The sequence below is a fragment of the Gammaproteobacteria bacterium genome (genome assembly GCA_022340215.1).
GTDB lineage: Bacteria > Pseudomonadota > Gammaproteobacteria > JAJDOJ01 > JAJDOJ01 > JAJDOJ01.
This window is the reverse complement of the sequence record JAJDOJ010000143.1, coordinates 1-26,218: the sequence shown is the minus strand read 5'-3', so window position 1 is coordinate 26,218 and position 26,218 is coordinate 1. Positions and strand designations below refer to the sequence as shown.

At 63.1% G+C, this 26,218-nt stretch carries 25 protein-coding genes; 17 read left to right on the top strand and 8 right to left on the bottom strand.

The window, feature by feature from the left end; translation table 11 throughout:
* Positions 1-99: 99 nt before the first annotated feature.
* Positions 100-1,131: an N-acetyl-gamma-glutamyl-phosphate reductase gene (gene argC / locus LJE91_10345; GenBank protein MCG6869093.1), complete on the bottom strand. Its 1,032-nt coding sequence runs from the start codon at positions 1,129-1,131 to the stop codon at positions 100-102.
* 492 nt (positions 1,132-1,623) lie between these two features.
* On the opposite strand from argC, the gene LJE91_10340 reads away from it, so the two are divergent.
* From LJE91_10340 to LJE91_10315, 6 genes are all read left to right on the top strand, one after another.
* Positions 1,624-1,818 (top strand): hypothetical protein, encoded by a 195-nt coding sequence (locus LJE91_10340; protein ID MCG6869092.1) that lies wholly within the window; start codon positions 1,624-1,626, stop codon positions 1,816-1,818.
* Positions 1,819-1,856: 38 nt separating this feature from the next.
* Positions 1,857-2,066 carry a hypothetical protein gene (locus LJE91_10335; GenBank protein MCG6869091.1) on the top strand — a complete coding sequence of 70 codons (210 nt, stop codon included), beginning with the start codon at positions 1,857-1,859 and terminating at the stop codon, positions 2,064-2,066.
* 56 nt (positions 2,067-2,122) lie between these two features.
* Complete coding sequence (locus LJE91_10330; protein MCG6869090.1) at positions 2,123-2,317, top strand: (2Fe-2S)-binding protein; 195 nt, start codon at positions 2,123-2,125, stop codon at positions 2,315-2,317.
* Positions 2,318-2,603: 286 nt separating this feature from the next.
* Positions 2,604-3,068: a bacterioferritin gene (gene bfr, locus LJE91_10325; GenBank protein MCG6869089.1), complete on the top strand. Its 465-nt coding sequence runs from the start codon at positions 2,604-2,606 to the stop codon at positions 3,066-3,068.
* A 197-nt stretch (positions 3,069-3,265) separates the two neighbouring features.
* The gene (gene hemJ / locus LJE91_10320) at positions 3,266-3,691 is read left to right on the top strand and encodes a protoporphyrinogen oxidase HemJ (protein ID MCG6869088.1); all 426 of its coding nucleotides are present in this window, start codon (positions 3,266-3,268) and stop codon (positions 3,689-3,691) included.
* Between the two features lie 56 nt (positions 3,692-3,747).
* The gene (locus LJE91_10315) at positions 3,748-3,963 is read left to right on the top strand and encodes a hypothetical protein (GenBank protein ID MCG6869087.1); all 216 of its coding nucleotides are present in this window, start codon (positions 3,748-3,750) and stop codon (positions 3,961-3,963) included.
* On the opposite strand, the gene ptsP is transcribed toward LJE91_10315, so the two are convergent.
* Together ptsP and LJE91_10305 are read right to left on the bottom strand one after the other, a co-directional pair.
* Positions 3,960-6,230 (bottom strand): phosphoenolpyruvate--protein phosphotransferase, encoded by a 2,271-nt coding sequence (gene ptsP, locus LJE91_10310; GenBank protein ID MCG6869086.1) that lies wholly within the window; start codon positions 6,228-6,230, stop codon positions 3,960-3,962. The two genes, LJE91_10315 and ptsP, sit on opposite strands and share 4 nt — an antisense overlap.
* A gap of 23 nt (positions 6,231-6,253) precedes the next feature.
* The gene (locus LJE91_10305) at positions 6,254-6,760 is read right to left on the bottom strand and encodes an RNA pyrophosphohydrolase (GenBank protein ID MCG6869085.1); all 507 of its coding nucleotides are present in this window, start codon (positions 6,758-6,760) and stop codon (positions 6,254-6,256) included.
* Between the two features lie 139 nt (positions 6,761-6,899).
* On the opposite strand from LJE91_10305, the gene LJE91_10300 reads away from it, so the two are divergent.
* Positions 6,900-7,589, top strand: coding sequence for an HAD family phosphatase (locus LJE91_10300; GenBank protein ID MCG6869084.1), 690 nt, complete (start codon positions 6,900-6,902; stop codon positions 7,587-7,589).
* The gene (locus LJE91_10295; GenBank protein ID MCG6869083.1) at positions 7,586-8,155 is read left to right on the top strand and encodes a class II aldolase/adducin family protein; all 570 of its coding nucleotides are present in this window, start codon (positions 7,586-7,588) and stop codon (positions 8,153-8,155) included. The genes LJE91_10300 and LJE91_10295 overlap by 4 nt, the downstream gene beginning before the upstream one ends.
* Positions 8,156-8,467: 312 nt before the next feature.
* Here LJE91_10295 and LJE91_10290 read toward each other — a convergent pair whose 3' ends face one another.
* Positions 8,468-8,656, bottom strand: coding sequence for a rubredoxin (locus tag LJE91_10290; GenBank protein ID MCG6869082.1), 189 nt, complete (start codon positions 8,654-8,656; stop codon positions 8,468-8,470).
* Between the two features lie 66 nt (positions 8,657-8,722).
* On the opposite strand from LJE91_10290, the gene LJE91_10285 reads away from it, so the two are divergent.
* From LJE91_10285 to hemL, 3 genes are all read left to right on the top strand, one after another.
* Complete coding sequence (locus LJE91_10285; protein ID MCG6869081.1) at positions 8,723-9,511, top strand: hydroxymethylpyrimidine/phosphomethylpyrimidine kinase; 789 nt, start codon at positions 8,723-8,725, stop codon at positions 9,509-9,511.
* Positions 9,508-10,143 (top strand): thiamine phosphate synthase, encoded by a 636-nt coding sequence (thiE, locus tag LJE91_10280; GenBank protein MCG6869080.1) that lies wholly within the window; start codon positions 9,508-9,510, stop codon positions 10,141-10,143. The genes LJE91_10285 and thiE overlap by 4 nt, the downstream gene beginning before the upstream one ends.
* Positions 10,144-10,237: 94 nt before the next feature.
* A complete protein-coding gene (gene hemL, locus LJE91_10275; GenBank protein MCG6869079.1) occupies positions 10,238-11,521 on the top strand; it encodes a glutamate-1-semialdehyde 2,1-aminomutase in 1,284 nt (427 codons plus the stop codon).
* Between the two features lie 15 nt (positions 11,522-11,536).
* Here the strand turns inward: hemL and LJE91_10270 are convergent, their stop codons facing one another.
* From LJE91_10270 to glgC, 4 genes are read right to left on the bottom strand one after another with little or no spacing between them, the layout of a single operon-like run.
* Complete coding sequence (locus LJE91_10270; GenBank protein MCG6869078.1) at positions 11,537-12,286, bottom strand: 1-acyl-sn-glycerol-3-phosphate acyltransferase; 750 nt, start codon at positions 12,284-12,286, stop codon at positions 11,537-11,539.
* Positions 12,287-12,335: 49 nt separating this feature from the next.
* On the bottom strand, positions 12,336-13,811 hold the full coding sequence (gene malQ, locus LJE91_10265; protein ID MCG6869077.1) for a 4-alpha-glucanotransferase: 1,476 nt from the start codon (positions 13,809-13,811) through the stop codon (positions 12,336-12,338).
* Positions 13,812-13,816: 5 nt separating this feature from the next.
* Entirely contained in the window at positions 13,817-15,520 is a 1,704-nt protein-coding gene (locus LJE91_10260) for a glycoside hydrolase (GenBank protein MCG6869076.1), read from the bottom strand.
* Positions 15,510-16,796 carry a glucose-1-phosphate adenylyltransferase gene (gene glgC / locus LJE91_10255; protein ID MCG6869075.1) on the bottom strand — a complete coding sequence of 429 codons (1,287 nt, stop codon included), beginning with the start codon at positions 16,794-16,796 and terminating at the stop codon, positions 15,510-15,512. Before glgC ends, LJE91_10260 begins: the two co-directional genes overlap by 11 nt.
* Positions 16,797-17,282: 486 nt before the next feature.
* Here glgC and glgB point away from each other — a divergent pair, with 486 nt between their 5' ends.
* From glgB to LJE91_10225, 6 genes are all read left to right on the top strand, one after another.
* On the top strand, positions 17,283-19,427 hold the full coding sequence (glgB, locus tag LJE91_10250; GenBank protein ID MCG6869074.1) for a 1,4-alpha-glucan branching protein GlgB: 2,145 nt from the start codon (positions 17,283-17,285) through the stop codon (positions 19,425-19,427).
* 34 nt (positions 19,428-19,461) lie between these two features.
* Positions 19,462-20,916 (top strand): glycogen synthase GlgA, encoded by a 1,455-nt coding sequence (gene glgA / locus LJE91_10245; GenBank protein MCG6869073.1) that lies wholly within the window; start codon positions 19,462-19,464, stop codon positions 20,914-20,916.
* 93 nt (positions 20,917-21,009) lie between these two features.
* Positions 21,010-22,143, top strand: coding sequence for an aminotransferase class V-fold PLP-dependent enzyme (locus LJE91_10240; protein ID MCG6869072.1), 1,134 nt, complete (start codon positions 21,010-21,012; stop codon positions 22,141-22,143).
* Positions 22,144-22,369: 226 nt separating this feature from the next.
* Entirely contained in the window at positions 22,370-23,284 is a 915-nt protein-coding gene (locus LJE91_10235) for a hypothetical protein (protein MCG6869071.1), read from the top strand.
* Positions 23,285-23,454: 170 nt separating this feature from the next.
* Complete coding sequence (locus tag LJE91_10230) at positions 23,455-24,753, top strand: acetyl-CoA C-acetyltransferase (GenBank protein MCG6869070.1); 1,299 nt, start codon at positions 23,455-23,457, stop codon at positions 24,751-24,753.
* Positions 24,750-26,218 (top strand): enoyl-CoA hydratase/isomerase family protein (locus LJE91_10225; GenBank protein ID MCG6869069.1); only part of this gene is annotated, 1,469 nt, incomplete at its 3' end. The genes LJE91_10230 and LJE91_10225, both read left to right, overlap by 4 nt.

Below are 26,218 nucleotides of genomic sequence, written 5' to 3'. Positions count from 1 at the left end.
GCAACGGACTCTGGTCCACAGGCACCTCGAAACAGCCGCCGCTCTCAGCTGCCCCGATTCCCGAAACCGTATCAACCACTGTTCTCGGGCTATCGAAAATCAGGGTATCAGGGCGATGTGCTCAAGGCCCGAATGCTCCACCAACCCGAACATCAGGTTCAAATTCTGTACCGCCTGCCCTGCGGCTCCCTTGACCAGATTGTCGATCACCGACAAGACGACAATCGTGTCGCCCCCCTGCGGACGATGTACAGCGATCCGGCAGATATTAGCTCCTCGCACGCTTCGGGTTTCTGGGTGCGCGCCCTCGGGCAGCACATCGATGAAGGGCTCGCCCGCATAGCGTCTTTCGAACAGGGACTGAAGGTCCGCTCCCCTGTTCAGGGCACGCGCGTACAAGGTCGCGTGTATACCCCGGATCATGGGCGTTAGATGTGGAACGAACGTCAAACCCACGGACTCCTTAGCGATCTGTTCGAGGTTCTGCCGTATCTCGGGCAGGTGCCTGTGCCCGGGAACCGCATAGGCTTTAAAGTTCTCGCCCACCTCCGCGAGCAGCATGCCGACGGCGGCCTTGCGTCCCGCCCCGCTGACCCCGGACTTGGCATCGGCGATCAGGTCCCCGCTGTCCACAAGCCCCGCTTCCAGCAGGGGCAGCAGTCCCAGGGTGACGGCCGTAGGATAACAACCAGGATTTGCCACGAGCTTCGCGCCGCGAATCGTCTCCCGATTTAACTCGGGCAGTCCGTATACCGCTTCGCTCAGGAGTTCCGGGCACGCGTGGGGTTCTCCGTACCAGCGTTTCCACTCGACGGAATCCCGGAGCCGGAAGTCCGCGGCGAGATCGATAATCCGCGTGCCGGCGTCGAGCAAACCCGGCACGAGGTGCATCGCCGTCCCGTTCGGGGTTGCGAAAAAGACGATGTCACATCCAACCAGGACTTGAGCGTCCGGTTCCTGGAAGACCAGATCGCAAACACCCCTCAGGTTCGGAAAAATCTCGTCCAGACGGCGGCCCGCTTCGGCTCGCGAGGTCACCGCCACGACTTCCACACCGGGGTGAGCGGCCAGTAGACGTAACAACTCGACGCCCGTATAACCGGTACCGCCGACGACTCCCGCTCTGATCATCTTTCCCGCTCCATGCATCACCAACCCAGAACTTCAAACCGAACGACCGCGCACGAATCGCTTGCGTCGATGCCAATCCATTAAGGCGATTTCTGTCAAGTGACATACCATCCTACTTGTCTCTGTCGTCTGTCCTCTTATGTTGCGACAACCGTTGCATAGTTCGACTATGCGCCTGTTGTCACGCCTTGATGACAAACGATCCCGGCGCGGCGCTGTCCCTGCTTTGCTTGGGCACCGGTCTTGGGCTTCCTGCCCAAGCCGTTCACTGCTTCGCAGCTCACCCGGTGCGATCTGGTATGCCATTTTCCGGCAATCGCCTAAACGCGGCGCGCGATGGGGTCGATTCTGCTCCAGCTTTGATTCAATCATACCGTGTGCGCACGGGAGCGGGAACGACAGGCCGGCGCGATCTGGCATAATCCGCTATCCGAGGCGCCGGTGAACCCCTTCGCTTCATCAGGAACAGCTTCCCGAATCAACGGTAACCCGATGAAGACCTGGCGCAACGCGATCGCGGTTTTCAGGAACCAGTTCCACCTGGCGCGCATCCATATCGCGCGCCCCGACGCCCTGCTCTCACTGGCCATACTGGGTTTGGTTACAGGAATCGTGACGGGATTGGTGATCGTGCTGTTCCGGTACGCGATCGATGGCTTGCGGATATTACTCATCTTGCCGCCCTGATCGCGGTATTCGAGCTGACCCAGAACCCTCACATCATCATGCCCGGGATGCTGGCAATCGTCGTCGCCAACCTGATCAGCGGCCGGTTGTTCGGCTGCCGTTCCGTTTTTCGCGTCCTGCTCAAGGCCAGGGGTCTGGACTATACCCATGATCCCGTGGTTCAGGCGATGCGACGTGTCGGCGTGGCCAGATCGATGGACAAGTCGTTCGTCTCGATATTGAGGGTTGCGACACAGAGTCGCTATTGACAATCATTCTCATTCGTACTAGTGTTGCCAACAGACAGTGACTGGGGGGCGAAACAATGTACGTATGCATCTGCAACGCCGTGACCGACAAACAAATCCAGCGCGAGATCGACAACGGCGCAACTTCCATGCGCGACCTAAGCCGATCCCTCGGCGTGGCAACCTGTTGTGGAGTCTGCGGCATGTGCGCCAGATCCATGCTCAGGGATGCGGGCGAGCAAACCGACGCATTGGCATCGGGACCCGCCTGACTGCTGAGTTCCAAGGCTCTCCGGTTTCCCGAACCAACCAGCTCGCCACCAGCCGGGAATCCGGGGCGATTTCCTAATCCCCCGATCCACGCGGCGCCACCCCAGGACGGGATACTCTAAGGGGTTCCATACCGGCAACGGCCAAATAACCGCGTTTGTTCCGGTCGGGACATGGAATTGACGCCGTACAGCCCGATTGCTAACGTGTCTGGTTTGTAGGTTGGCATTCGTGCAACACGCATCCCAGCGCATCGACAAATCCGGCAACCGGAAGGGAGAGGGGGCAGTGAAAGGCGACAAGAAAGTCATCGACTACCTGAACAAGGCCCTGAGCAACGAACTCACGGCGATCAATCAGTATTTCCTGCACGCGCGCATGTTTCGAAACTGGGGTCTGCACGAACTCGACGGGCACGAGTACAAGGAATCGGTCGACGAGATGAAACACGCCGATGCACTGATCGAGCGCATCCTGTTTCTCGAGGGCCTACCCAACCTTCAGGATCTCGGCAAGCTCCGCATCGGCGAACACCCGGCGGAAATGCTCGAATGCGATCTTCAGCTGGAGAAAGACGCCGTTCCCCTGCTGCGCGAGGCCATCGCTCACTGCGAATCCACCTCGGACTACGTCTCGCGCGAACTGCTCGCAGACATCCTTGCCTCGGAGGAAGAACACATCGACTGGCTGGAGACCCAGCTGGAGCTGATCGATCGCATCGGAACGAAGAACTACCTGCAATCGAAGATGTAACCGGCGCACGGTATGGCCGGATTCGCAATATCAGCAGGGAAAGAGTCCCCGTGTCGGGGACGACTGTACCGGTATCGGCCCGTCATGTATCGGGTTACCCGCCATGACGAGCGGGCCGGATCGTCCGGAACCTCCGCAAATCCGGGTTCGGATTCACGACTCGCGATTTCTACACGCCATTGTTCGGTCTAGCCTGGATGCCCTGGATCAAGGCATTTCACATCATCTTCATGGTGACCTGGTTCGCGGGCCTGTTCTATCTCCCCAGGCTATTCGTCTATCATTCCATGGCCGGAAACGACTCGCGGGGCATCGCGCGCTTCGTGATCATGGAGCGGAAACTGTTCTGGGGCATCATGACCCCCGGGGCGATCGTCACCGTCGTGCTCGGCCTGTGGATGCTCGTGGCGAACTGGTCCGGGTATATGCATGCCGGATGGATGCACACCAAGTTGTTTCTGATCCTGCTCCTGATCGGCTATCATGTCTGGTGCGGAAAACTGCTGATCGACTTCCGCAACGGCGAAAACCGGCATTCCCACGTATGGTACCGCTGGTTCAATGAAGTGCCGGTCGTTTTCCTGATCGGGATCGTAGTGCTCGCCGTCGTTCGGCCCTTCTAGACCCATTCGCGAACCGTCATGCGCAGTTCCCCCGGCGGCGCCGTTTCCGCACGTGCTTGCACTGGCATCGTTACATCGGGCTTGCGGCGGCCACCATCACTTCCCTGCTCGCGCTGACGGGCATCTTCGTGCAGCACACCGCGAAGCTCGGCCTCGAACGGCACCCGGGGTACGATTTCGGCGCCGTCCCCAGCACCGCTCGGGACGGCATCGAGGCATTCGTTACGCCGCACACAGACCGGGTTGCACGGGCGTGGTGCCAGCCTCCCTAGCGCTTGCCGGCACGCATCAGACCACCGAGCCCAGCCCCGACCAGTTCGCGATTGACCGTCTCCCGGATAACGATCGGGTCTTCGAGCCGTATGACCGTTTCGAGGATCTCGGCGGCCCGGGCTCGGGTGAAGCTCGAGATCATCCACTTGACGCGGGACAGCCCCGACACCGTGACGCTGAGGTTATCCATTCCCATACCCAGCAGCAGGATGGCCGATGCCGGGTCACTGGCCATCTCGCCACAGACGCCTACCGTCTTACCTGCGGCATGGACCCCGCGCACCACGTCGATCAACGCAAGCAGCACGGCCGGATGCATGGTGCGGTACAGTTCGGCGACACGGGCGTTGTTCCGATCAACCGCCAGTAGATACTGCACCAGGTCGTTGGTACCCACGCTGACGAAAGAAACCCTCGAGGCGATCTTTTCCGCCAGGTACACGGCCGAAGGCACTTCGATCATGACACCTATCTCGGGTTCCACGACCTGGACACCCTCCTCCACGAGTTCCGACCACGCCTGGCGGACAAGTCCAAGCGCCTCGTCCACCTCTCCCACCGCACTGATCATCGGAAACATCACCTTGAGGTTGTTCAGCCCGACATTGGCGCGCAGCATCGCGCGCATCTGGGTCAGAAATATCTCGGGATGGTCGAGCGTGATGCGGATACCGCGCCAACCCAGGAAGGGGTTATCCTCCTTGATCGGGAAGTAGGGAAGGATCTTGTCACCCCCGACATCCAGGGTCCGCAGTGTAACCGGACGCGGCGCCACCGCTTCCAGCACCTGGCGGTAGATGCGGGTTTGCTCCTGTTCGCTGGGGAACCGGTCCCTGACCATGAAGGGAAACTCGGTCCGGTAAAGACCCACGCCGTCGGAACCGGCCAGAAACGCCACGTTGATATCCGCCAGCAATCCACTGTTGACATAGACGGGGATACGCTCGCCGTCCGCCGTGATCGCCGGTTTCGCGGCCAGCTCCGCCAGCCCCTCGGAGAGCTCGATCTCCTCGAGCTGAAAGCGCTCGTATTCGGCGCGGATCTGGGGGCCCGGTTCCAGGTAGACTCGACCGCTATAGCCATCGACGATGACCTCTCGTCCATCCAGTCGGCCGTAGGGAAGATCGACCGCGCCCATGACCGCCGGTATCCCCAGGGCGCGGGCGAGGATCGCAACGTGGGACGATGCCGAACCCCTGCCCGAAATCACACCCGTCAGTCGCTCCGGGGCAATGTCCGCGAGTTCCGCTACGCTCACGTTTTCCCCGACCAGCACGAGTCTCGACGGTTGTCCTTCACCAGACAGGCGCGGAGTCTTCTCCAGGTACAGCAGCAGTCGTCTGCCCAGATCGCGGATATCTTCTCCGCGCTCGCGGAGATAGGTGTCGTCCATCTCATCGAAGACCGCCGCACTCTCCTCGATGGTGTCGCGCAGGGCCGCGGGCGCCCACTTCCCCGCCCGGATACGCTCCACGGTATGTTGTGTGAGCGCATCACTGCCGAGGATCATGATGTAGGCGTCGAACAGCGCCCGTTCTTCGGCCGGCAGGATCTGCCCCATGCGCTCCTTAAGCCTCAACAGTTCGGACTGCACACTCTGCACCGCGGCCAGAAACAGACTCACCTCGGTCTCGATGTCCACCGGCGCACGATTGGGTACGGCGCTCAGATTTGCACTGGGATAGGCGACCCACGCGGTACCGATCGCCACGCCGGGCGCACCCTCGATGCCGCGAATGGCCAGATCCGAATCCTCGCTTTCCCGGCGAAGGGCATCCAGCTCGCCACTGAGCTCGGCGTGAATGATCGTGCCCGCGAGCTGGGCGGCAAGTGTAATCAGAAACGCTGTCTGCTCGTCATCGAACCGCCGGCACTCTGTCTGCTGGACGACAAGGACTCCCAGAATCTTGCGGTGCTGAATGATGGGGATGCCGAGAAAGGCCCGGTAACGCTCCTCCCCGGTCTGTGGAAAGTACTTATATCTCGGATGGCTGGGCGCATCTTCCAGGTTGATCGGCTCAGCGCGTTGCGCAACCAGCCCGACCAGTCCCTCGCTGAAATCGATTCTGACGTTATAAAGGCATTCCGGGTTCAGGCCGTCGGTCGCCATCAACAGGAGTTCGGTGGTTCCCGGCGGCACCAGGTAGACCGAACAGACATCTACCCGCAGCACCTTCTTGACCCGATGAACGATGATCTCGAGCGCACCACCATGATCGGCGGTGGAATTGACTTCCTGAATGATTCGCTGCAGGAGGTCAAGCATGCGCCGGAGCCAGATCGCGCTCGTTAATTCTCAAGGGAACGCATCGGAGGGCCACCATTCGGGAAAACCAGTGGGGCGAGCTCGCGCAGGGCGCGCTCATAGACATGTCGCTTGAAGAAAACGACGTCACGGGCCGGTTGCCAATAGTCAACCCAGCGCCAACCATCGAACTCCGGGCGATGCGACGAGGCAAGATTCACGTCCGACTCGCTTCCGACCATCCTCAACATGAACCAGACCTGTTTCTGCCCGACGCAGCAGGGCTGGACGTGGTGTCGTATCATGCGACGCGGTAGACGATATCGCAGCCATCCGCGGGTGGCGCCTATCACCTCCACGTGTTCCGACAGTAATCCCGTCTCTTCACGAAGTTCCCGGAACATCGCCTCGCGCGGCGTCTCATGGCTTCGGATACCGCCCTGGGGAAACTGCCAGGCGTTCTGACCCAAACGCTTGCACCAGAACACGCTTTGTCTTTCGTTACACAGGATTATGCCGACGTTTGGCCTGAATCCATCCGAATCAATCACTTGTAACTCTGAATCAGAATCGCTCAAAACTTACGATTCATTCTTCCACATGGCCCGCCAATGGGCAAATCCGGTATCGCACCGACGGGGGTGCGGATAAAATGCCACGCTCATTGGACCGCGATATACCGGGAAATCCATGAGTGTTGCGCTTTTCGATCTCGACAATACCCTGCTGGGCGGCGACAGCGACTATCTCTGGGGCCGGTTCCTCGTGCTGCGCGGCGTGGTCGACGGCGAAGAATACGAACGCAGGAACCGGGAATTCTACGAGCGCTACCACACCGGTACGCTCGACATCTACGAGTTCGCGCGGTTCGCCTACCGCCCGCTCGCGGACAATCCCCTCAGTGAGCTGAACGACCTGCGTAGCGAGTACGTGCGGGAACTGATCCGCCCGATCGTCCTGCCTGCGGCCCTGGAACTGCTGGAAAGGCACCGGCGACGCGGCGACCGGGCCGTCATCATTACAGCGACGAACCGGTTCGTCACCCGCCCCATCGCGGACGAACTGGGCGTGACCGATCTCATCGCGACGGAGCCCGAATTCCGGGACGGCGCCTATACGGGCGAGCTCGCCGGTATTCCCTGCTTCCGGGAGGGCAAGGTGGAGCGGCTGAGACTGTGGCTGCAGGAAAACGGGGAGGATCTCGAGGACAGCTGGTTCTACAGCGATTCGCACAATGACATCCCGCTGCTGGAACAGGTGACACATGCTGTCGCCGTAGATCCCGACGATACGCTGCGACGCGTCGCAGCGCAGCGGGGCTGGCCGGTCATCTCGCTGCGGGAACCGCAGCGGAACGGAGAGACGGGGAACGCGGCATGACGCAGCCCTCTCGTGAACTAGGCGAACTGCTTCTGTACTACCGCTGGCTGCGGTTCTACGGGTACAACGACGCCCACAGCGGTAACGCCTCGATCCGCATCGGGCCGGACGTCTGGATCACGCCGACGGGGGCCTGTGCAGACACCCTTGCGAGCAGCGAATTCATCCACTGTGACACGGGCGGTGGCATCGATCCGGGCGCCTCGCTTGACGCACCGCTCCATCTTGAGATCTACCGGCAAAACCCCGACGCGGGGGCCGTTCTGCACAGCCACTGTCCGCACGCCGTCGCGATGACGATGGGGGGAGACGATTTCGTCCCGGCGGACTTTGAGGGACGCCTCTATTTTCCGAAAGTGCCGGTCTTCGATATCCGGTACGAGCAGTATATTAAGAAGAGTCCGCGGATCATCGGCGCGGCACTGGCGATGCACCGTGTCGTCATCTCGCGGGGGCATGGCGTCTATGCCTGGGGAGAGAACCTCAACCAGGCCTACAAGTGGACATGCTCGCTGGAAATGTCGGCAATGACGGCCTGGCTCGCCGGTCAGATCGGACCGCGCTGAAACCTAAGGCGATTACCGGAAAATGACAGACCAGATCGCGCCGGGTGAGCTGCGAAGCAGTGAACGGCTTGGGCAGGAAGCCCAAGACCGGTGCCCAAGCAAAGCAGGGACAGCGCCGCGCCGGGATCGTCCGTCATCAAGACGCGACAACAGGCGCATCGTCGAACGATGGAACGGTTGTCGCAACACAGAGGACGGACGACAAAGACACGCAGGATGGTATGTCATTGGACAGAAATCGCCTCATCCCGTAAAACGCGTTGCTGTTGCTGCTGGCCGAGTGGTAGGAGCCGGCCGCGACCTCGGCGTCGATCAGATTTCCTCCAACTCGAAGTCTTCCTTCGTCGCGCCGCAATCGGGACAGGACCAGTTCAGGGGAACATCCTCCCAGCGGGTGCCGGGTACGATACCCTCTTCGGGCGCCCCCTTTTCCTCGTCATAGACCCACCCGCAGATGACGCAGATATAGGTCTTGTACTCGGTGGCGACTGCATTCGACATACTCACTTTCCCGTTGATCTCTCGTTTACGATGAACCCGGTCCATCCTGGCCAGGATCAGCCCGTCATGGACACCACTGCCATTCCCGTCGTCCTGGTGTTCGGCGGCACGGATCCCACCGGGGGAGCAGGCCTGCAGGCCGACATCGAGACCATCGCCGCGCTGGGAGCCCACGCTGCGCCGGTAGTCACGGCGGTGACGGTGCAGAATACTACCAATGCGATTGATTTTGCGCCACAACCGGGGGCACTCGTAGTGCAACAGGCGAGGCGGGTGCTCGAGGACATCCGCGTTTCCGCGTTCAAGATCGGTATGACGGGGAGCGTTGAGGTGGTCGAGGCCATCGCCTCGATACTTGGCGATAACCCCGATATCCCGATGGTTCTGGATCCTGTCCTGACCGCAGGGGGCGGCGCCACCCTGAGTGAGGACAGCGTAGCCGATGCGATCCGTGAATCCCTGATCCCCCTGGCGACGATCGCAACACCGAACAGCCTGGAGGCGCGCCGGCTCGCCCGTGGCCCCGAGGATCTCGTCGCCTGCGCAGAGTCCCTGATCAGGGATGGCGCGAGGTTCGTGCTGGTCACGGGGACCCATGAGGACACCGGAGCGGTCATCAATACGCTCTACAGTACCGCGGGTCCCCTCGACACCTGCCGGTGGGATCGTCTCCCCGGAAGCTACCACGGTTCCGGCTGTACCCTGGCATCGGCGATCGGTGCCCTACTGGCGGCACGCCGGGACGCAGTCACAGCGAGCCGCGAGGCGCAACGGTACACCTGGAATGCCCTGAAACACGGATTTCGCCCCGGACTTGGCCAGTTCCTCCCGGATCGCTTCCACGGCATGCGATGAACGCAAGGAACGGAGCGAAACTGCGCGGCCTGTATGTCGTCACCGACAATGTGCTGACCCCCCCGGGGATCCTGCAGGAACGCGTCGCACTGGCGATCGGCGGTGGGGCACGAGTGGTTCAATTCCGAGACAAGACAAGACGCGGGGCGCGCACGCTCGAGCACGTTCGTGAACTGGCGGCCCTTTGCCGCCGCCACGGAGTCCCACTGATTGTCAATGACGACGCGGAACTGGCGCGCGACGCCGGCGCCGACGGTGTTCATCTCGGCCAAGATGACGCCGGTATCGACGTGGCACGACGTATCCTGGGCCCGAACGCCATCATCGGCGTCTCGTGCTACGATCGCCTCGACCTCGCCATCGACGCCAGCGAATCGGGCGCCAGTTATGTGGCCTTCGGCCGATTCTTCCCCTCCGAGACGAAACCGCAAGCCGTACACGCCGCAGCTGAGCTCATCCCTGTGGCCCGGCGTCGTCTCGACCTGCCGATCTGCGCGATCGGCGGGATCGACGGGGACAACGCGGGGCGGCTCGTCGAGGCGGGGGCGGACATGGTCGCCGTCGTTGGTGGGGTCTTCGCCCAGTGCGACATCGCCGCCGCGGCGGGGCGCATTTCACGGTGGTTCGTGTAGAATTCCGCCTCCGTCGCCATCGGAACTCGCGCTCGACTTGCCCGCGACGGCGATCGTTTCAATTATCCGACCCATCTCAGCAGGACGACGAGCCATGACCGATGCGCACGATATCTTTCTCAGGGCCCAGCAACATATCCCCGGCGGGGTCAATTCCCCGGTGCGCGCATTCCGCAGCGTGGGCGGAGATCCCGTATTCGTCGAACGCGCGCAGGGGCCCTACCTGTACGACACCTCGGAAAAGCGCTACATCGACTATGTCGGATCTTGGGGGCCCATGATCCTCGGTCACGCCCATCCGCAGGTTCTGGAAGCGGTGTGCGAGGCTGCTGCCAGAGGCTTGAGTTTCGGCGCTCCGACCGAGTCCGAAACCGCCATGGCCGAAAAGGTCTGCGAAATGGTGCCCTCGATCGAGATGGTGCGGATGGTCAATTCCGGAACCGAGGCCACCATGAGCGCGATACGCCTGGCCCGCGGATACACAGGCCGTGACGCCATCGTCAAGTTCGACGGCTGCTATCACGGCCACGGGGATTCGCTGCTGGTCAAGGCGGGATCCGGCGCGCTGACGCTCGGGGTCCCCAGTTCCCCCGGCGTACCGGAGAGCCTGGCGGCCTATACCCTCACCCTCGACTACAACGACGCCGACCTGGTCCGCGAGACGTTTGCGCAGCGAGGGGACGAGATCGCCTGCGTTATCGTGGAACCGGTGGCAGGCAACATGAACTGCGTGCCACCGGTGGAGGGTTTTCTGGAGGCCCTGCGCGAGGCCTGCGACCGCCACGGGAGCCTCCTGATCTTCGACGAGGTCATGACCGGTTTCCGTGTCTCCGCCGGCGGCGCACAGGCCGTCTACGGTGTCAGACCCGACCTCACCACCCTAGGCAAGGTGATCGGCGGCGGGATGCCGGTCGGGGCCTTCGGCGGACGCCGCGACATCATGGAATGGCTGGCCCCCCTGGGACCGGTCTATCAGGCGGGCACCCTTTCGGGAAACCCGATCGCCATGGCCGCCGGACTGAAGACTCTGGAACTGATCTCGGCGCCGGGGTTCTTCGAGGCGCTTTCGGAGAAGACGACGCGTCTCGTCGAAGGCATCGTGGAACGCTCGCGACGTGCCGGTGTCGCGATGTCCGCCAATTACCTCGGCGGCATGTTCGGCCTGTTCTTCACCGACGCACCGCGTGTCACCAACCTCTCGCAGGTCACGGCCTGCGACATCGAGCGCTTCAAGACCTTCTTCCACGGCATGCTGGCACGCGGCGTCTACCTGGCGCCATCCGCCTTCGAGGCGGGATTCGTGTCCTCGTCGCATACAGAGACGGATCTGGACGAGACGCTGGACGCGGTGCAGGCAGTATTGTCGGAACTGGCCTGAGAGAGCGCTGCGTACTCACTCCAGGAAACGACGCTGCCATTCCAGGTACATCCCGTGCACGCGCTCCGTGTAGGTCTCGCCATCCGGGAATTCGCCGGGATCCAGGGCGTCAAACACATAGTAATGGGCAGTCTTGTTGCGCGACCGGAGCACTTCCAGAATTTTCATGGGCAGCAGGACGTTCGGCCGCCACTCGAAATCCTCCTGCGCCTCGTAGTGCAGGAATACAGGCACGATCGGCACACCCGTCTTCAGTGAGATGTCGAAGGCCCCGAAGCGGAATGACTCAAAGATCCGTCTCCCCTTGCACCCGCCTTCCGGATACAGGGCCACACAGCCTCCCTGCTCCAACTCGGCCACAATGCTCTCGTAGGCCTCCCTGCGCGAATCGCGCGCCTCGCGCTGGACGTACAGCGTCCCGGCCGCCTCGCTGATCCTCCCGGCGAACCACCAGTCCCGGACCTCGATCTTCGCCAGGGAGTGCACGGGGAACAGCGCCGGGATGCCGATATCCTCGAACGCCGAGGGATGATTCGCGATCATGATGTAGGTGTCGGGCAGCGGATGGGCGTTCTGCTGGTGCAAGCGCAGCTCCACGCCCAGAGCGCGGACAAAGGTCCGGCACCAAAACCGGAACAACTGCGGGTAGAAGGAGCGCAGCAGCCGGTGAGGCAACCAGGAGAGGAGATAGAGTGCCAGGGTCAGCACTGCCAGATCCACGCCGAACACCAGATAGCGGACCGACCGCAACAGGATATGGATCACCGGGGCGAAACCGCCGTCCGTCCGCGCTGGAACGGGAGGCCTTGCACGGTCACAGGCGGGCGTATATCCGGCAGGCGTCACGCAATTTCGAAGCGAGCGCGTCCGACATGGGAGCCTTGTCGACATGCCATCGCCAGTTGTCGACGGTCGCCCCCGGTGTGTTCATCCTCGCCTCGCTGCCCAGACCCAGGAAGTCCTGCATCGGGATGACGGCAAAGCGGGCACGCGAGGCAAGCGCGGCGCGGATCATCGGCCAGGGCATCGGTTCACCGGGAAATCCCAGGTACGAGGAGACCTCCCATCGGACCCGATTTTCCAGCGACTCGTACCATCCCAGTGTCGTGTCGTTGTCGTGTGTCCCGGTATAGACCACGCTGTGAGATCCGATGTTGTGCGGCAGATAGGGGTTCTCGGGGCGGCCATCGAATCCGAACTGTAGGATCTTCATGCCCGGGATGCCGAACCGCTTCCTCAGGGCGACCACATCCGGGGTGATCGTGCCGAGGTCCTCGGCCACCAGCGGCAGATCGGGAAAGGCCTCGCGCAGGTTCTGCAGCAGCCCCTCCCCAGGAGCAGGGACCCACGCCCCGTTGATCGCGGTTTCCTCGTCCGCATCGATCTCCCAGAACGCCTCCAGACCGCGGAAATGGTCGAGGCGCACAACGTCGAACAGGTTCAACTGCGTGCGCACGCGCTCTTTCCACCACTGGAATCCGCTGGCTTCCATCACATCCCAGCGATACAGCGGATTCCCCCAGCGCTGTCCGGTCTCGGAGAAATAGTCCGGCGGCACCCCGGCCACCTTCTCCGACCGCCCCTTTGAATCCACAGTGAACAACTCGCGATGGGCCCAGACATCCGCGCTGTCGTGTGCGACGAATATCGGCATATCGCCGAACATCAGGATACCGTGGCGCTTCGCATAGGCCTTCAGTTCGCGCCACTGGGTATAGAACACGAACTGCTCGAAGCGGACCTGGGCGATCTCCCCCGCATGCCGCTCACGCTCTGTTCGCAACGCTTCGGGCGCGCGATCGCGCAGTTCGGGAGGCCAGTTCCACCACTCGCTGTCCCCACAGTGCCGCCGAAGCACCACGTAGAGGGCATAGTCCTCGAGCCAGCCCTCCTCCGCGGAGACGAATGACAGGAATGCCTTATTCAGGGCACCTTCGGAACCTGTGAGAAACCGCTTCTCCGCATGGCGCAAGGCATCCTGCCGAACCTCGGGAGGCCCCTGCCCCGGCGGGTCCTGCCGGAATCCCTTGAGCAGGCCGCGGTCACGCAGCCAGTCCAGGCTGATGAACGCCGGGTTGCCGGCATGTACCGACAGGCACTGGTATGGAGACCGGTCCCGATGCGTCGGACCCAGCGGCAACACCTGCCATAGCGTCATACCCGCGGCGTGCAGGAACTCGATGAAGCGGTACGCTTCGTGTCCGAAGTCCCCATCGCACCCGTCGGGACTTGGCAGCGACGTGGGGTGCAGCAGAATGCCGGCTCGCCGGCGATCCAATACCCCCGCCACCTTCCTCAAGACTCTCGGCCCGGACGCATCGCCCCGCCCATGACCGGGGACCCGTGACCCTCGGTAAAGACCTTGGAGAGATATTCGGGAGGCGGCTCCCCGAGGATACGATAGAGCGCGTTCAGGTGATGACGATATAATCGCTCGAAATTACTGACCGACTCGGCGTCGTTGTAGTCGCCAAACCACCAGAACCAGTCCGAACCCTCGCAAACGGCAAGCTGGTACTCTGCCTCTTCGCGTTGCTCGGCGCTCAGGCGGTTCCCCGACAGGACCTTGTCGTAGATCCGCTTGGCTTCGATGAGCATGTCCCAGCCCCGGTTCTTCTCCGAATCGCCGATCCAGGTGGAAAAGGTTCCGTACACCCAGCTCCCCGACACCAGTCCAGGCAATTCCCGGGTTCCGGTCCCGCGATCGAGGAACTCGGAGAACGTGGTCAGCCGGATCCGGGGATGCTCCGACAGTTCGCGGTACAGCGCCGTAAGGAAGTAATACCCGTTCTCGGGGTAGTGTTCCCAGGCATTTTCGCCGTCCAGGATGATGCTCACGAGCCCGTCTTCCCTGCCGGCGCAGGCCTCAGCGATGTGCTCCAGGTGGGTCAGCAGGTTCGCGACAGCGTCATCAGCGTGCCAGGTGGCATAGGAGAATCCGATCAGGTCGGAGAGCCCATCGTCCCGGAACATGCATCTCATCTTTCCCTGTCCGATCCGGTAGGGCGCATGCAGACAATCTCCATCATGGATTGCCAGGGCCGCGCGTTTCATGCTGTTGCGCAGTACGTTCTGCCCTGTGGCCACCCACTCGAAGCCGGCCTGCTCGAGAAGCGTCACGGCCGCATCGCTCACGCTGCCCTCCGAGGGCCAGCATCCGGCCGGATCGAACCCGAAATGCCCGCGAAAACACTCGATGCCCCGATCGATATGCCAGCGCGCGCGGTCCTCGCCACCGGGATACGAACCCAGCTCGGGGAGCGGGGCATCCGGCATGGCCTCATGGGCAGTTTCCAGGTCCAGCAACAGCGGTACGATAGGGTGGGCGAAGGGGGTGACGGAGAGTTCGACGCGCCCGCTTCGCGCGAGGTCGCGGTACCGCCCGACGACCGCCGAGATCAGCTCGCCGATCACCCTCAGCAGCAGACGGCGTTCGTGCACCGTGTAGCCGCTCCCCTTCTCCATGAGGCGGCTGATGCGGGAATCGTCCCGCCGCACGGACTCACCCATCCAGGCCAGGTGATACCAGACCAGCAGGTCGCTGAGATACTGGTCGTTGACGTAGATGGCCGATTCCGGGTGCCGACCCAACCACTTCGCGACCCGCGCGAGTCCACGGAAATGCGGAAAACGCCGGATCATCCTCTCCTCGTTGGCGCGCACCGCGTTTCGGACCAGAACCATCCTCTGCTCCGGATCCTCCGGGTGCGACTCGCAGACCAGCGCAGCGAGCAGCGGATCCCGCAGGGGCTCTCCGTCGACCTCGAAGGCGCTGATCTGGCGGGCATAGTCGTCGATCTGCTCCAGCAGCGTCGGTGTGAAGTTCACGACCGCCTTCGAGCCGGGCACCTTCTCCAGGTGAGCCGCCATGTCGACGTAATCCTTGATCGCGTGGAGGTAGGTCCACGGAAGACTGTAGGCTCCCGTAGTGGGGTCCCGGTACTCCGGCTGGTGCATATGCCAGCACAGCACCACATCCAGTTTTTCGTCAGCGGACACGACGCGCCCGCTGTCCGAGCATATCAGGGACGACCAGCGTCACGCCACCGTCGCTCACATAGAAACGCCGCGCGTCCTCCTCGCGGTCCTCGCCGATGACCGTGCCGTCGGCGATCACGCATCCCTTGTCGATCACGGCCCTGCGGATCCGGCAATTTTTGCCGATGACGACGTTCGGCAGGACCACGGTGTCCTCGATCATTGACCAGGAGCTCACCGCGACATTGGTGAACAGGAGCGAGTGGCGCACCGTGGCACCCGATATGATGCACCCTCCCGAGACCATCGAATCCAGGGCCATGCCCCGGTGGTCCTCGTCGTCGAACACGAACTTGGCGGGGGGCGCCTGCACCTGGTAGGTCCAGATCGGCCAGAACGCGTCGTATAGGTTCAGTTCGGGTGTCACTCCGATCAGCTCCATATTTGCGGCCCAGTAAGCGTCCACCGTCCCCACATCGCGCCAGTAGGCCTGCTGGGACTCCTGGGACTCCTGGGTCTCCTGCACATCCCTGAAGGGATAGGCATAGGCCCGGTAGCGACCGATTACGCTGGGGATTATGTTGTGCCCGAAATCGTGGCTCGAGCCGGGCACGTCCGCGTCCTTGATGAGCTGCTCGATGAGAAAATTGGTATTGAACACATAGATCCCCATGGATGCCAACGCGGTGTCGCCGCTGCCGGGAACGGGCTCGGGCGCCTCCGGCTTTTCCGCAAACCGCAACACACGACCGGTTTCGTCGACACTCATGACCCCGAAGGCACGCGCCTGTTCCACGGAGATTTCGCTGCAACCCACCGTCAGATCCGCCTTTTTCTCCACGTGGTAGGCCAGCATCGGACCATAGTCCATCTTGTAGATGTGGTCCCCGGCCAGCACGAGGAGGTATTCCGGCTCGTCGCTGCGGATGATGTCGATATTCTGGAAAACAGCGTCGGCGGTACCCTGATACCACGACGTGGCGATCCGCTGCTGGGCCGGCAGCAGCTCTACGTACTCGCCGAACTCACCCCTGAGGAAACCCCAGCCGTGCTGAATATGCTTGATCAGCGAGTGGGATTTGTACTGCGTGGCGACACCGACGCGCCGGATACCGGAATTGATGCAATTCGACAGCGGGAAGTCGATGATGCGGAACTTGCCCCCGAAGGGTACGGCCGGTTTCGCCCGCCACTGGGTCAGCGGACCCAAGCGGGAGCCGCGGCCCCCGGCGAGAATCAGGGCCAGTGTTTCCTTGGTGAGATGGCTGACGAACCGGGGAAATTGTTCATGCTTCATCGATCAGTTCCGCTTTCCTGTGCATCGCAGCCTCCTGGTAGGATGTCCGCCAGGGTAAAAAGGGGCCATGCCCCGCTGGCGGTGTTTGTGCCGAAAGATCGGCATGCCCGGTACGCTTGCGGCGAGGACCCGAGCGGATAACCCCGTATGTTAGCGGGAGAACATGACGCCATCCATTCACCGACTCCGGAAATCCCGCAAGGGTCGGACCAATTTGGGCGCACGAGAGAAACGATCCGACACTTCGAACAGGAGCGCAGCGCATTTTTTCGGCGACGACAGGGTCAGGTGACTGACGCTTGGCGATTGCCCCGGCGACAACCCTCATCATTGGTTATTATCTCCCCGTGAACGTGGGCCCGCGCCTGCACAGGATACAAGCCCCTCGAATAAGTGGGATGAGGAATTATATCCACAATCCCTGGCCAGAGTAGGTCCCAATTGACAAAAATCAAACTTAAATCCACCGCCGAAATCAGCCAAGGGATGCATCGAATCCTCGAGGCGCGTCATCACGACCCGTTCGATGTGCTGGGTCGCCAACACGATGCGAATGGGGCCCTCGTCAGGGTATTCATGCCGAGAGCGGAAACCGTTCGAATCGCCGGGGGTGGCCCCGGGCTGGAGCGCATCCAAGGCACGGATTTTTTCGAGTGTCGGGGCCCCGATGACGTATTGACCCCACGATATCAGCTTGACTGGACCGACAGGCAGGGACGCGAACATCAGTCCTACGACCCCTACACCTTCGGCCCCCAGCTCTCCGACTACGATCTGCATCTGTTTGGCGAGGGACGCCACTGGTACGTCTACCGCTTGCTCGGCGCCCACCTGCACACCGTCGACGGGATCGGCGGGGTACGGTTCTCGACATGGGCCCCGAACGCTGAGCGTGTGAGTGTCGTGGGCGAGTTCAACGACTGGGACGGTCGCTGCAGCCAGATGCGCATCCGCGGATCGAGCGGGGTTTGGGAACTGTTCCTGCCCGGTCTTGGGCCGGGCACGCTGTACAAGTTCGAGATCCGCAACCGGTTCGACGGCAGGATCTATCTGAAATCAGACCCCTACGGACAACTTTGCGAGCTGCGACCTTCCACGGCCTCGGAGGTGGCGCCGCCCGACGAGTGGGATTGGGGAGACGCAGCCTGGATCGCCGAACGCGCCAGCAATGACTGGCTGCACACGCCACTTTCGGTCTACGAGGTGCATCTCGGTTCCTGGACGAGGGGCGAGAACGGCGGATTTCTCGACTACCGGGCACTGGCGAAGCGACTGGTCGCCTACGTCAAGAAGCTCGGTTTCACGCACATCGAACTGCTGCCCATCACCGAGCATCTGCATGACGCATCCTGGGGGTATCAGACCATAGGGATGTTCGCGCCGACCCGCCGCTTCGGCATGCCCGAGGACCTCCGTTATTTCGTGGACCACTGCCATCGCAACGGTATTGGCGTTATCCTCGACTGGGTCCCTGCGCACTTCCCCAAAGATGCCCACGGGCTCGCGCGCTTCGACGGCACCCCGCTGTACGAACACGAAGACCCGCGCAAGGGGGAACGCCGAGACAGGGGCACGTTGATCTACAACTACGGCAGAAACGAGGTCACCAACTACCTGCTGGCCAGCGCCATGTACTGGCTGGAGGAGTTTCACATCGACGGCCTGCGCGTGGACGCCGTCGCCTCGATGCTCTATCTGGACTATTCGCGCGAAGAGGGTGACTGGCACCCGAACGAGTACGGCGGCAACGAGAATCTCGAGGCGATCGAGTTCCTCAGGGAGTTCAACAACGTCACGCAGCGCGAGTGTCCCGGGACCCTGGTGATGGCCGAGGAATCCACCGCCTGGCCCCAGGTGACCCGACCGACCTGGCTTGGCGGCCTGGGATTCTCCATGAAATGGAACATGGGCTGGATGCACGACGCCCTCGAGTACATGGCCAAGGATCCGATCCATCGTCACTACCACCACGACCGGCTGACCTTCGGGCTGCTCTATTCCTTCACCGAGAACTTCATCCTGCCCTTCTGCCACGACGAGGTGGTGCACGGCAAGGGCTCGATGATCGGGAAAATGCCCGGCGACGAGTGGCGGAAATTCGCGAACCTGCGCCTGCTCTACACCTACATGTTCACCTACCCCGGCAAGAAACTGCTCTTCATGGGGAGCGAGTTCGGCCAGGGCCGCGAGTGGAATGCCGACGCGTCGCTTGACTGGGCGGAACTGGAACAGTCGAACAACCGGGGCGTGCAGGCCCTGATCGCCGAACTCAACCGCCTGTATCGCGAAGTCCCTGCCATTCACAGGCACGACTTCGAGGCGCGCGGTTTCGAGTGGATCGACTGCCACGACGCTCAGCAGTCGGTGCTCAGTTACCAGCGCCGCGTCGGGGACGATCTGGTCGTCGTGGTGCTCAATTTCACCCCGGTACCGCGGCCCGGCTACCGGCTCGGCATACCCAGAGCCGGCAACTACCGGGAGCGCCTCAATTCCGACTCCCGCTATTTCGGGGGCACCAACCTCGGCAACGGGGGCATGGTGGTCGCCGAACCAACGCCGAGCATGGGGCACCCTTGGTCCCTCAATCTGACCCTCCCCCCCCTGGCGGGGATCGTGCTGATTCCAGAGTAGCGGTCGCACGACCGGCGAGATGGATCCGCAACTAATGAAGCTGCTCTACGTCGCCAGCGAGTCCTATCCCCTGATCAAGACCGGCGGACTCGGCGATGTCGCGGGCAGCCTGCCGCCGGCCCTGGGCGCGCGGGGACACGACGTCGCCCTGCTGCTGCCGGCGTATCAGGGTGTCGCGGAGCAGGTCGAGGGACTGGAAACCGTATCCGGTCTCGCCCTGACGGGCGGCAGCGGCACCCTGCTCAGGGGCCGGCTGCCCGGTGCCGATATCACCTTGCTGTTGCTTGACGCGCCGGAATATTTCCTCCGTGAGGGCAACCCCTATCTCGCCCCGGACGGTTCCCCCTGGCAGGACAACGCACAGCGGTTCGCACTGTTCGCGAGGGCTGCAGTCGCCGTTGCGCTCGATCGCGCCGGTCTGAGCTGGACCCCCGATCTGATTCATTGCAACGACTGGCAGACCGCCCTGGCTCCGGCGCTACTGGCGGGCGAGCCGGCTCGCCCCGCAACCGTCTTTACCATTCACAACCTGGCCTACCAGGGGCTGTTTCCGGCGCCGACCTTGCGTGCCCTTGGGCTACCACCGTGCCTTTGGTCAGTGGACGGGCTGGAGTTTCACGGCAACCTCTCCTTCATAAAGGGCGGGCTGTTCTTTGCCGACAGGATCACGACGGTCAGTCCGACCTACGCCCGGGAGATCCAGACCGCGGCCCACGGCGCCGGGCTCGACGGACTGCTCCGCCACCGTGCGGCGAAACTGTCGGGCATCCTGAACGGAATCGACGAGACCGCCTGGGACCCCGCCACCGATCCTCACCTGACGGTGAACTACGATGTGGACAGCCTCGAAAACAAACACGCCAACCGGACCGCATTGCGCAACCGTATGCAGCTTCCGGACCGCCCGCAACTGCCTGTCGTAGGGATGGTCGGCCGCCTGGTCGAACAGAAAGGCGTGGACCTGACCCTCGACGCGATGTCGAACCTCACCGGCCTCCCGTTGCAGATCGTGGTGCTCGGCAGCGGCGATAGATCGTTCGAAACGGCGCTGCTCGAATGGGCGGCGCGGTTCCCCGACAGGATCGCGGTTCACGTCGGCTACGACGAGGGCCTGGCCCACCTGATCGAGGCAGGCGCCGACATGTTTCTCATGCCGTCGCGCTTCGAACCCTGCGGACTGAACCAGATGTACAGCCTGCGCTATGGAACCGTCCCCGTCGTCAGGGCCACCGGTGGCCTGGCGGACACCGTGATCGACGCCACTGAGGACAATCTTTCCGCCGGAACCGCCAATGGCATCACCTTCACCGACATCACCTCCGCGGCGCTGGTGGAGGCCGTCAAGCGCGCGCTCGCGCTGGAACGGGACGCGAGCGCCTGGCGGGGTCTGCAGGAACGCGGTATGTCGATCGATTGCTCCTGGGATCGCCGCGCCCGAGAATACGCGGACCTCTACGATGATGCGATCAGGGACCGCAAAGCCCCGTGAGCTGGATCGCCGATCGCGTCCCTCGGGGGGACATCGGGCAACGCCCATTCCCTGCGACCCGCCCACCCTTCCCCACCCGACAAACCGTCCAAGATGACCGGCACTAGCGACCACCCCGAGTTTCCCCTGGAGATCGTCCACCTCAACCATGCCGCCGTCGGCCCCTGGCCGCGCCGCACCGTGGCGGCGGTCGAGCGGTTTGCCAGGGACAACCTGGCCTGCGGCTCAAGCCACTACGGCAAATGGCTGGAGGCCGAACAGGCGCTGAGAGAGACCCTGCGGCGTCTGGTGAACGCCGCCTCCGCCGACGACATCGCGCTGCTGAAGAGCACCTCGGAGGCGTTGTCCGTGGTGGCCTACGGGATCGACTGGCGCGTCGGGGACAACGTCGTCTTCGGCCGGCAGGAGTTCCCTTCGAATCGCGTGGTGTGGGAGTCACTGGCGCCGCGTTTCGGCGTCGAGACACGCCGGATAGACCTGTACGGCGCGGTCCCATCCGAGGAGGCCCTGCTGCAGGCGATCGATGGTTCCACCCGCCTGCTGTCGGTCAGTTCCGTCCAGTACGACACCGGCTACCGCATGGATCTCCGGCGCCTGGGAGAGGTCTGCCGGGACCGAGGGGTTGTGTTCTGCGTCGACGCCATTCAGAGCGTCGGCGCGTTTCCCCTCGACGTGAGGGAGATCCACGCGGATTTCGCCATGGCCGATGGGCATAAGTGGATGCTCGGTCCGGAGGGACTGGCGTTGTTTTATTGTTCCCCCGAATGGCGTTCCCGATTGACACTGAACCAGTTCGGCTGGCACATGCTGGCGGGGCAACAGGACTACGAAAGCCTGGACTGGGCACCCGCCGCGGACGCAAGACGCTTCGAATGCGGAAGCCCGAACATGATCGCCGCGCACGCGCTTCTGGCCAGCCTGTCGCTGCTCGAGGAGACGGGGATCCCCGACGTCGCCCGTGCCATTACCGCTAACGTCTCCTTTCTGTACTCGGAGCTGCTGGCCCTCGGCGTGGAGATGGTCACGCCGGCGGATCCCGAAAAACGCGCCGGTATCGTCACCTTTCGCAGTCCCGGCGACGACGGTACGGCCCTGTATCGTCACCTCATGAGCCAGGGGATCCTCTGCGCCCGGCGGGGCGGCGGGATTCGCTTGTCTCCCCATTTCCACACCTCCCGCCAGGCGATGGCCCGCGCCCTGGAACGGATCCGGGACCGGTTGAAGTAGCGGGATCAATGCTCGCCACGCACGGACTTCGATCCTTATATTTCAATAACTTTTCCCGTTCTCGTCGGCCGGACAGCCCCCGGCGTACCGGACCGCAGACTGCGGATCGCGGCCATTGGCCGAGCTGCGTCGTGACCTTTATCACACCCATAGGAAGGGTTCGCGTCTATGGTCTATAAACCATGTATATTGGCAGTTCAGCCGTTGCGATCCAGGGAGAGGGTAAATGATCACCAGGACGAGAGACTGGATCTGGCGTGGCATCACACGTTGGTTGACCGATGACCTGGGCGGTTCGACGCCGCACCTGTCCGATTACGAACGCATGCGTCGCGAGATCCGTCCAGCCGATGTGGTGCTGGTCGAGGGCAGGAGCCGCGTCAGTGGCATCATCAAGACCGTCACCTTCAGCAACTGGACGCACGCCGCCCTGTATGTGGGCCGTATCCACGACATCGAAGACCCGGCGCTGCGCGAATACATCAACTGGCATTGTGACTGCGACCCTGGGGACGAACCGTTGATTATCGAGTCCCTCCTGGAGTCGGGCACCGTGGTCGCCCCGCTGAGCAAGTACGCCGGCTACCACATCCGGATCTGTCGTCCCAAGGGCCTTTCCCATGCGGACGCCGCCAATGTCGTGCGCTACACGGTCTCTTGTCTGACGCTCAAATACGACATCAGGCAGTTACTCGACCTGGCCAGGTTCCTGTTCCCGTTCTACGGCCTGCTGCCACGCCGCTGGCGGTCCAGCCTGTTCGCCCACAACAGTGGTGCGCCGACCCACACCGTCTGTTCCACGATGATCGCCGAGGCGTTTCACGGGGTGAACTTCCCCATCCTTCCCCTGGTGATCGAGGATGGCCACGCTTCCATGAACCTGCGCGAACGGAATGCGAAACTCTTTGCGCCGGCCGACTTCGACTACTCGCCCTATTTCGAGATCATCAAGTACCCGCTGTTCGCCGTCGACGAGCTCGCGGTCTATCGCAAACTCCCCTGGGAGGACGACGCGGATCCCGAAGGGGACAACGGTCCCGCCAGTTCCGAGCCGAAGCCCGCTTCTTTGAACGCGAGTGCGCGCACCGGCACGGGGCTGATCCGCTCATTGTTCGGACGCCGGCTGCCCGACACGCATTAGACGACCGCGGGCAGCGGACACCCAGCCGAAGCCAGCCTGGCCCGCCTCGGTACAGTATCGACGGTTCTCGATCACGGCGAGATTGTCTATGCTTCATAGGGTAGTCGGATCCTGATTTCCTCCGCCGCCACGAGTGTCTGTGAGCCCACATGACCCCATCTCCAGAAGGAATGTCCGACGATCGCGCCGTCTACCTGATTGACGGCGCCCGTTCGCCGTTTCTCAAGATGCGCGGCGGACCGGGCCCATTCAAGGCGGCCGAACTCGCCGTGCAGGCCGCCCGCGGCCTGCTACTCCGACAGCCCTTTGAACCCAGTGCCTTCGACGAGGTCATCCTGGGTTGTGTCGCCCCGGGTGCCGAGGAGACGAACATCGCCCGTGTGGCGTCTCTACGTCTCGGTTGTGGCGACCGGGTGCCCGCCTGGACCGTGCAGCGCAACTGCGCCTCGGGCCTGCAGGCGATCGACTGCGCTTATCGTAATATCCTGCTCGCCCGATCCGAGCTGGTGCTGGCCGGGGGCGTGGAGGCGATGAGCCAGGCCCCGATCCTGTTCAGCGACGAGATGGTGCGCTGGTTTTCGGACTGGCGCCAATCGCACGGGTTGCTGGCGCGGCTGCGCGCCCTGGGCCGACTCAGACCGGCCTGGCTGGCGCCGGTCATCGGACTGCTCAAAGGGCTACGCGACCCCGTGGCCGGCATCAGCATGGGACAGACGGCCGAGATCCTTGCCGCTCGCTTCGGGATCGGCAGAGAGGAGATGGATGCCTTCGCACTCGAAAGCCACCGCCGGCTCGACGCGGCGGCAGGTACCGGGCGGCTCGAGGAGATCTCGCCGGTCTTCGATCGCACCGGGAACAGCTATGTGGCCGACGATGGCCTCAGGACCGATAGCACGATGGAGAAACTCGCGGCGCTGAAGCCGGTGTTCGACAAACCATACGGTAACGTGACCGCAGGAAACAGCGCCCAGGTCAGCGACGGTGCAGCCTGGATCATCCTCGCCTCGGAGGAGGCCGTCTCGCGATACGGACTGGAACCACGGGCCCTGATCCTGGACACCCGCTGGGCGGCACTCGACCCCGCCGAGATGGGTCTCGGACCCGTGCACGCCGCTACCCCGATCCTTCGTGAACGTGGGCTCGGCATCGAGGACGTGGACTACTGGGAGATCAACGAGGCCTTTGCCGCCCAGGTACTCGCCTGCCTCTCGGCCTGGCGGGACCCCGACTATTGCCGGGACACGCTCGGTCTGGACAGGGCGCTGGGCGAGGTACCGCGGGAGCGCCTCAACGTGGACGGTGGCGGCATCAGCCTCGGACATCCGGTGGGCGCCAGCGGTGCCCGCATCGTCCTGCACCTCTGCGAGGTCCTGAAACGGACACGGAGTCGCCTCGGCATGGCATCGATCTGCATCGGCGGCGGACAGGGTGGCGCGTTGTTGATGGAAAACGTTTCGGGCGGAACATGAGCGAGACACACTGGCAGCGGGAGCGCGATGCGAGCGATATCGAGTGGCTGACGCTGGACGTCGCCGGCCGGGGTACGAATGTCCTGTCCAGCAAGGTCATCGACGCCCTCGCCGAGATCGTCGACGAACTGGCAGCCGCTCTGCCGCTCGGGGTGGTCTTCCTTTCGGGCAAACGCAACGGGTTCCTCGCAGGCGCCGACGTCAACGAGTTCACCACGCTCACCGGGCGGGAAACGACGCTGGCCTTTGTCCGCCGCGGGCAGGACCTGATGAACCGGATCGAGTCGCTTTCCTGTCCGACCGTGGCGATGATTCACGGCTTCTGCATGGGTGGTGGTCTGGAACTCTCGCTGGCCTGCGACTACCGCGTGACACTCGACGATCCGGGGACGCGGCTCGGATTTCCGGAGGTTCGGCTCGGGATCCATCCCGGCTACGGTGGTTCACTGCGCTCGGTCACGACGATCGGGGCGCCGGCCGCCATGGACCTGATGCTGAGCGGACGCAGCGTGACCTCCAGGACCGCCCTCAAGCTGGGTCTGATCGATGCCGCTCTGCCGGCGCGCCATCTGCGCGCTGCCGCCTCGAGTATGATCCGGGAGCGTCCGCCGCGACACCGTCCCGCCGGGATACCGCGACTGGCGGGCAGCCCCGTGCTCCGTCCCGCCACCGCCGCCATCCTGCGGCGCAATGTCCGCTCGAAGGTCGACCCGGCGCACTACCCCGCTCCCTTCGCACTCATCGATCTGTGGGAGGGCGCGGGCGGCAAGACGCGCCGCTGGCTCGAACTGGAGGCGGAGTCGGTCGCCGACCTGAGCACCACCCCCACGGCGAAGAACCTGGTACGCCTGTTTCTGCTCCAGGACGAACTCAAGGCGTCCGCGCACCGGGATGCCTTCACTGCCCACCACGTCCACGTCGTCGGTGGGGGCGTCATGGGCGGAGACATCGCGGCCTGGTGTGTACTCCAGGGACTGCGTGTGACCGTACAGGACGCTAACCTCGACGCGTTGGGGTCAACGGTGAAACGCGCCGCGGCGCTCTTCGAGCGGCGATTAAAGTCCGCCCGACTGGTGACCGAGGCGCTGGACCGCCTGATACCCGATCCCCAGGGACACGGCGTCGCGCGTGCGGACGTGATCATCGAGGCGATCTTCGAGGATCTCGAGGCCAAGCAGTCCCTTTTCGCCCAACTCCTTACCGCAGCACAGGAGGACGCCCTGATCGCGACCAACACCTCGAGCATTCCACTGGAGGCGCTCGCCGCGAACCTCGAGGAGCCGGGACGGCTCGTCGGCCTGCACTTCTTCAACCCGGTCGCCAAGCTGCCGCTGGTCGAGATCGTCCAGGGGCCGGCGACGCGCCAGGAGGTCCTCGGCAAGGCGCTGGCCTTTACCCGCGCGATCGACAAACTGCCGCTAAAGGTGAGCAGCAGCCCTGGTTTCCTGGTCAACCGGATCCTCCT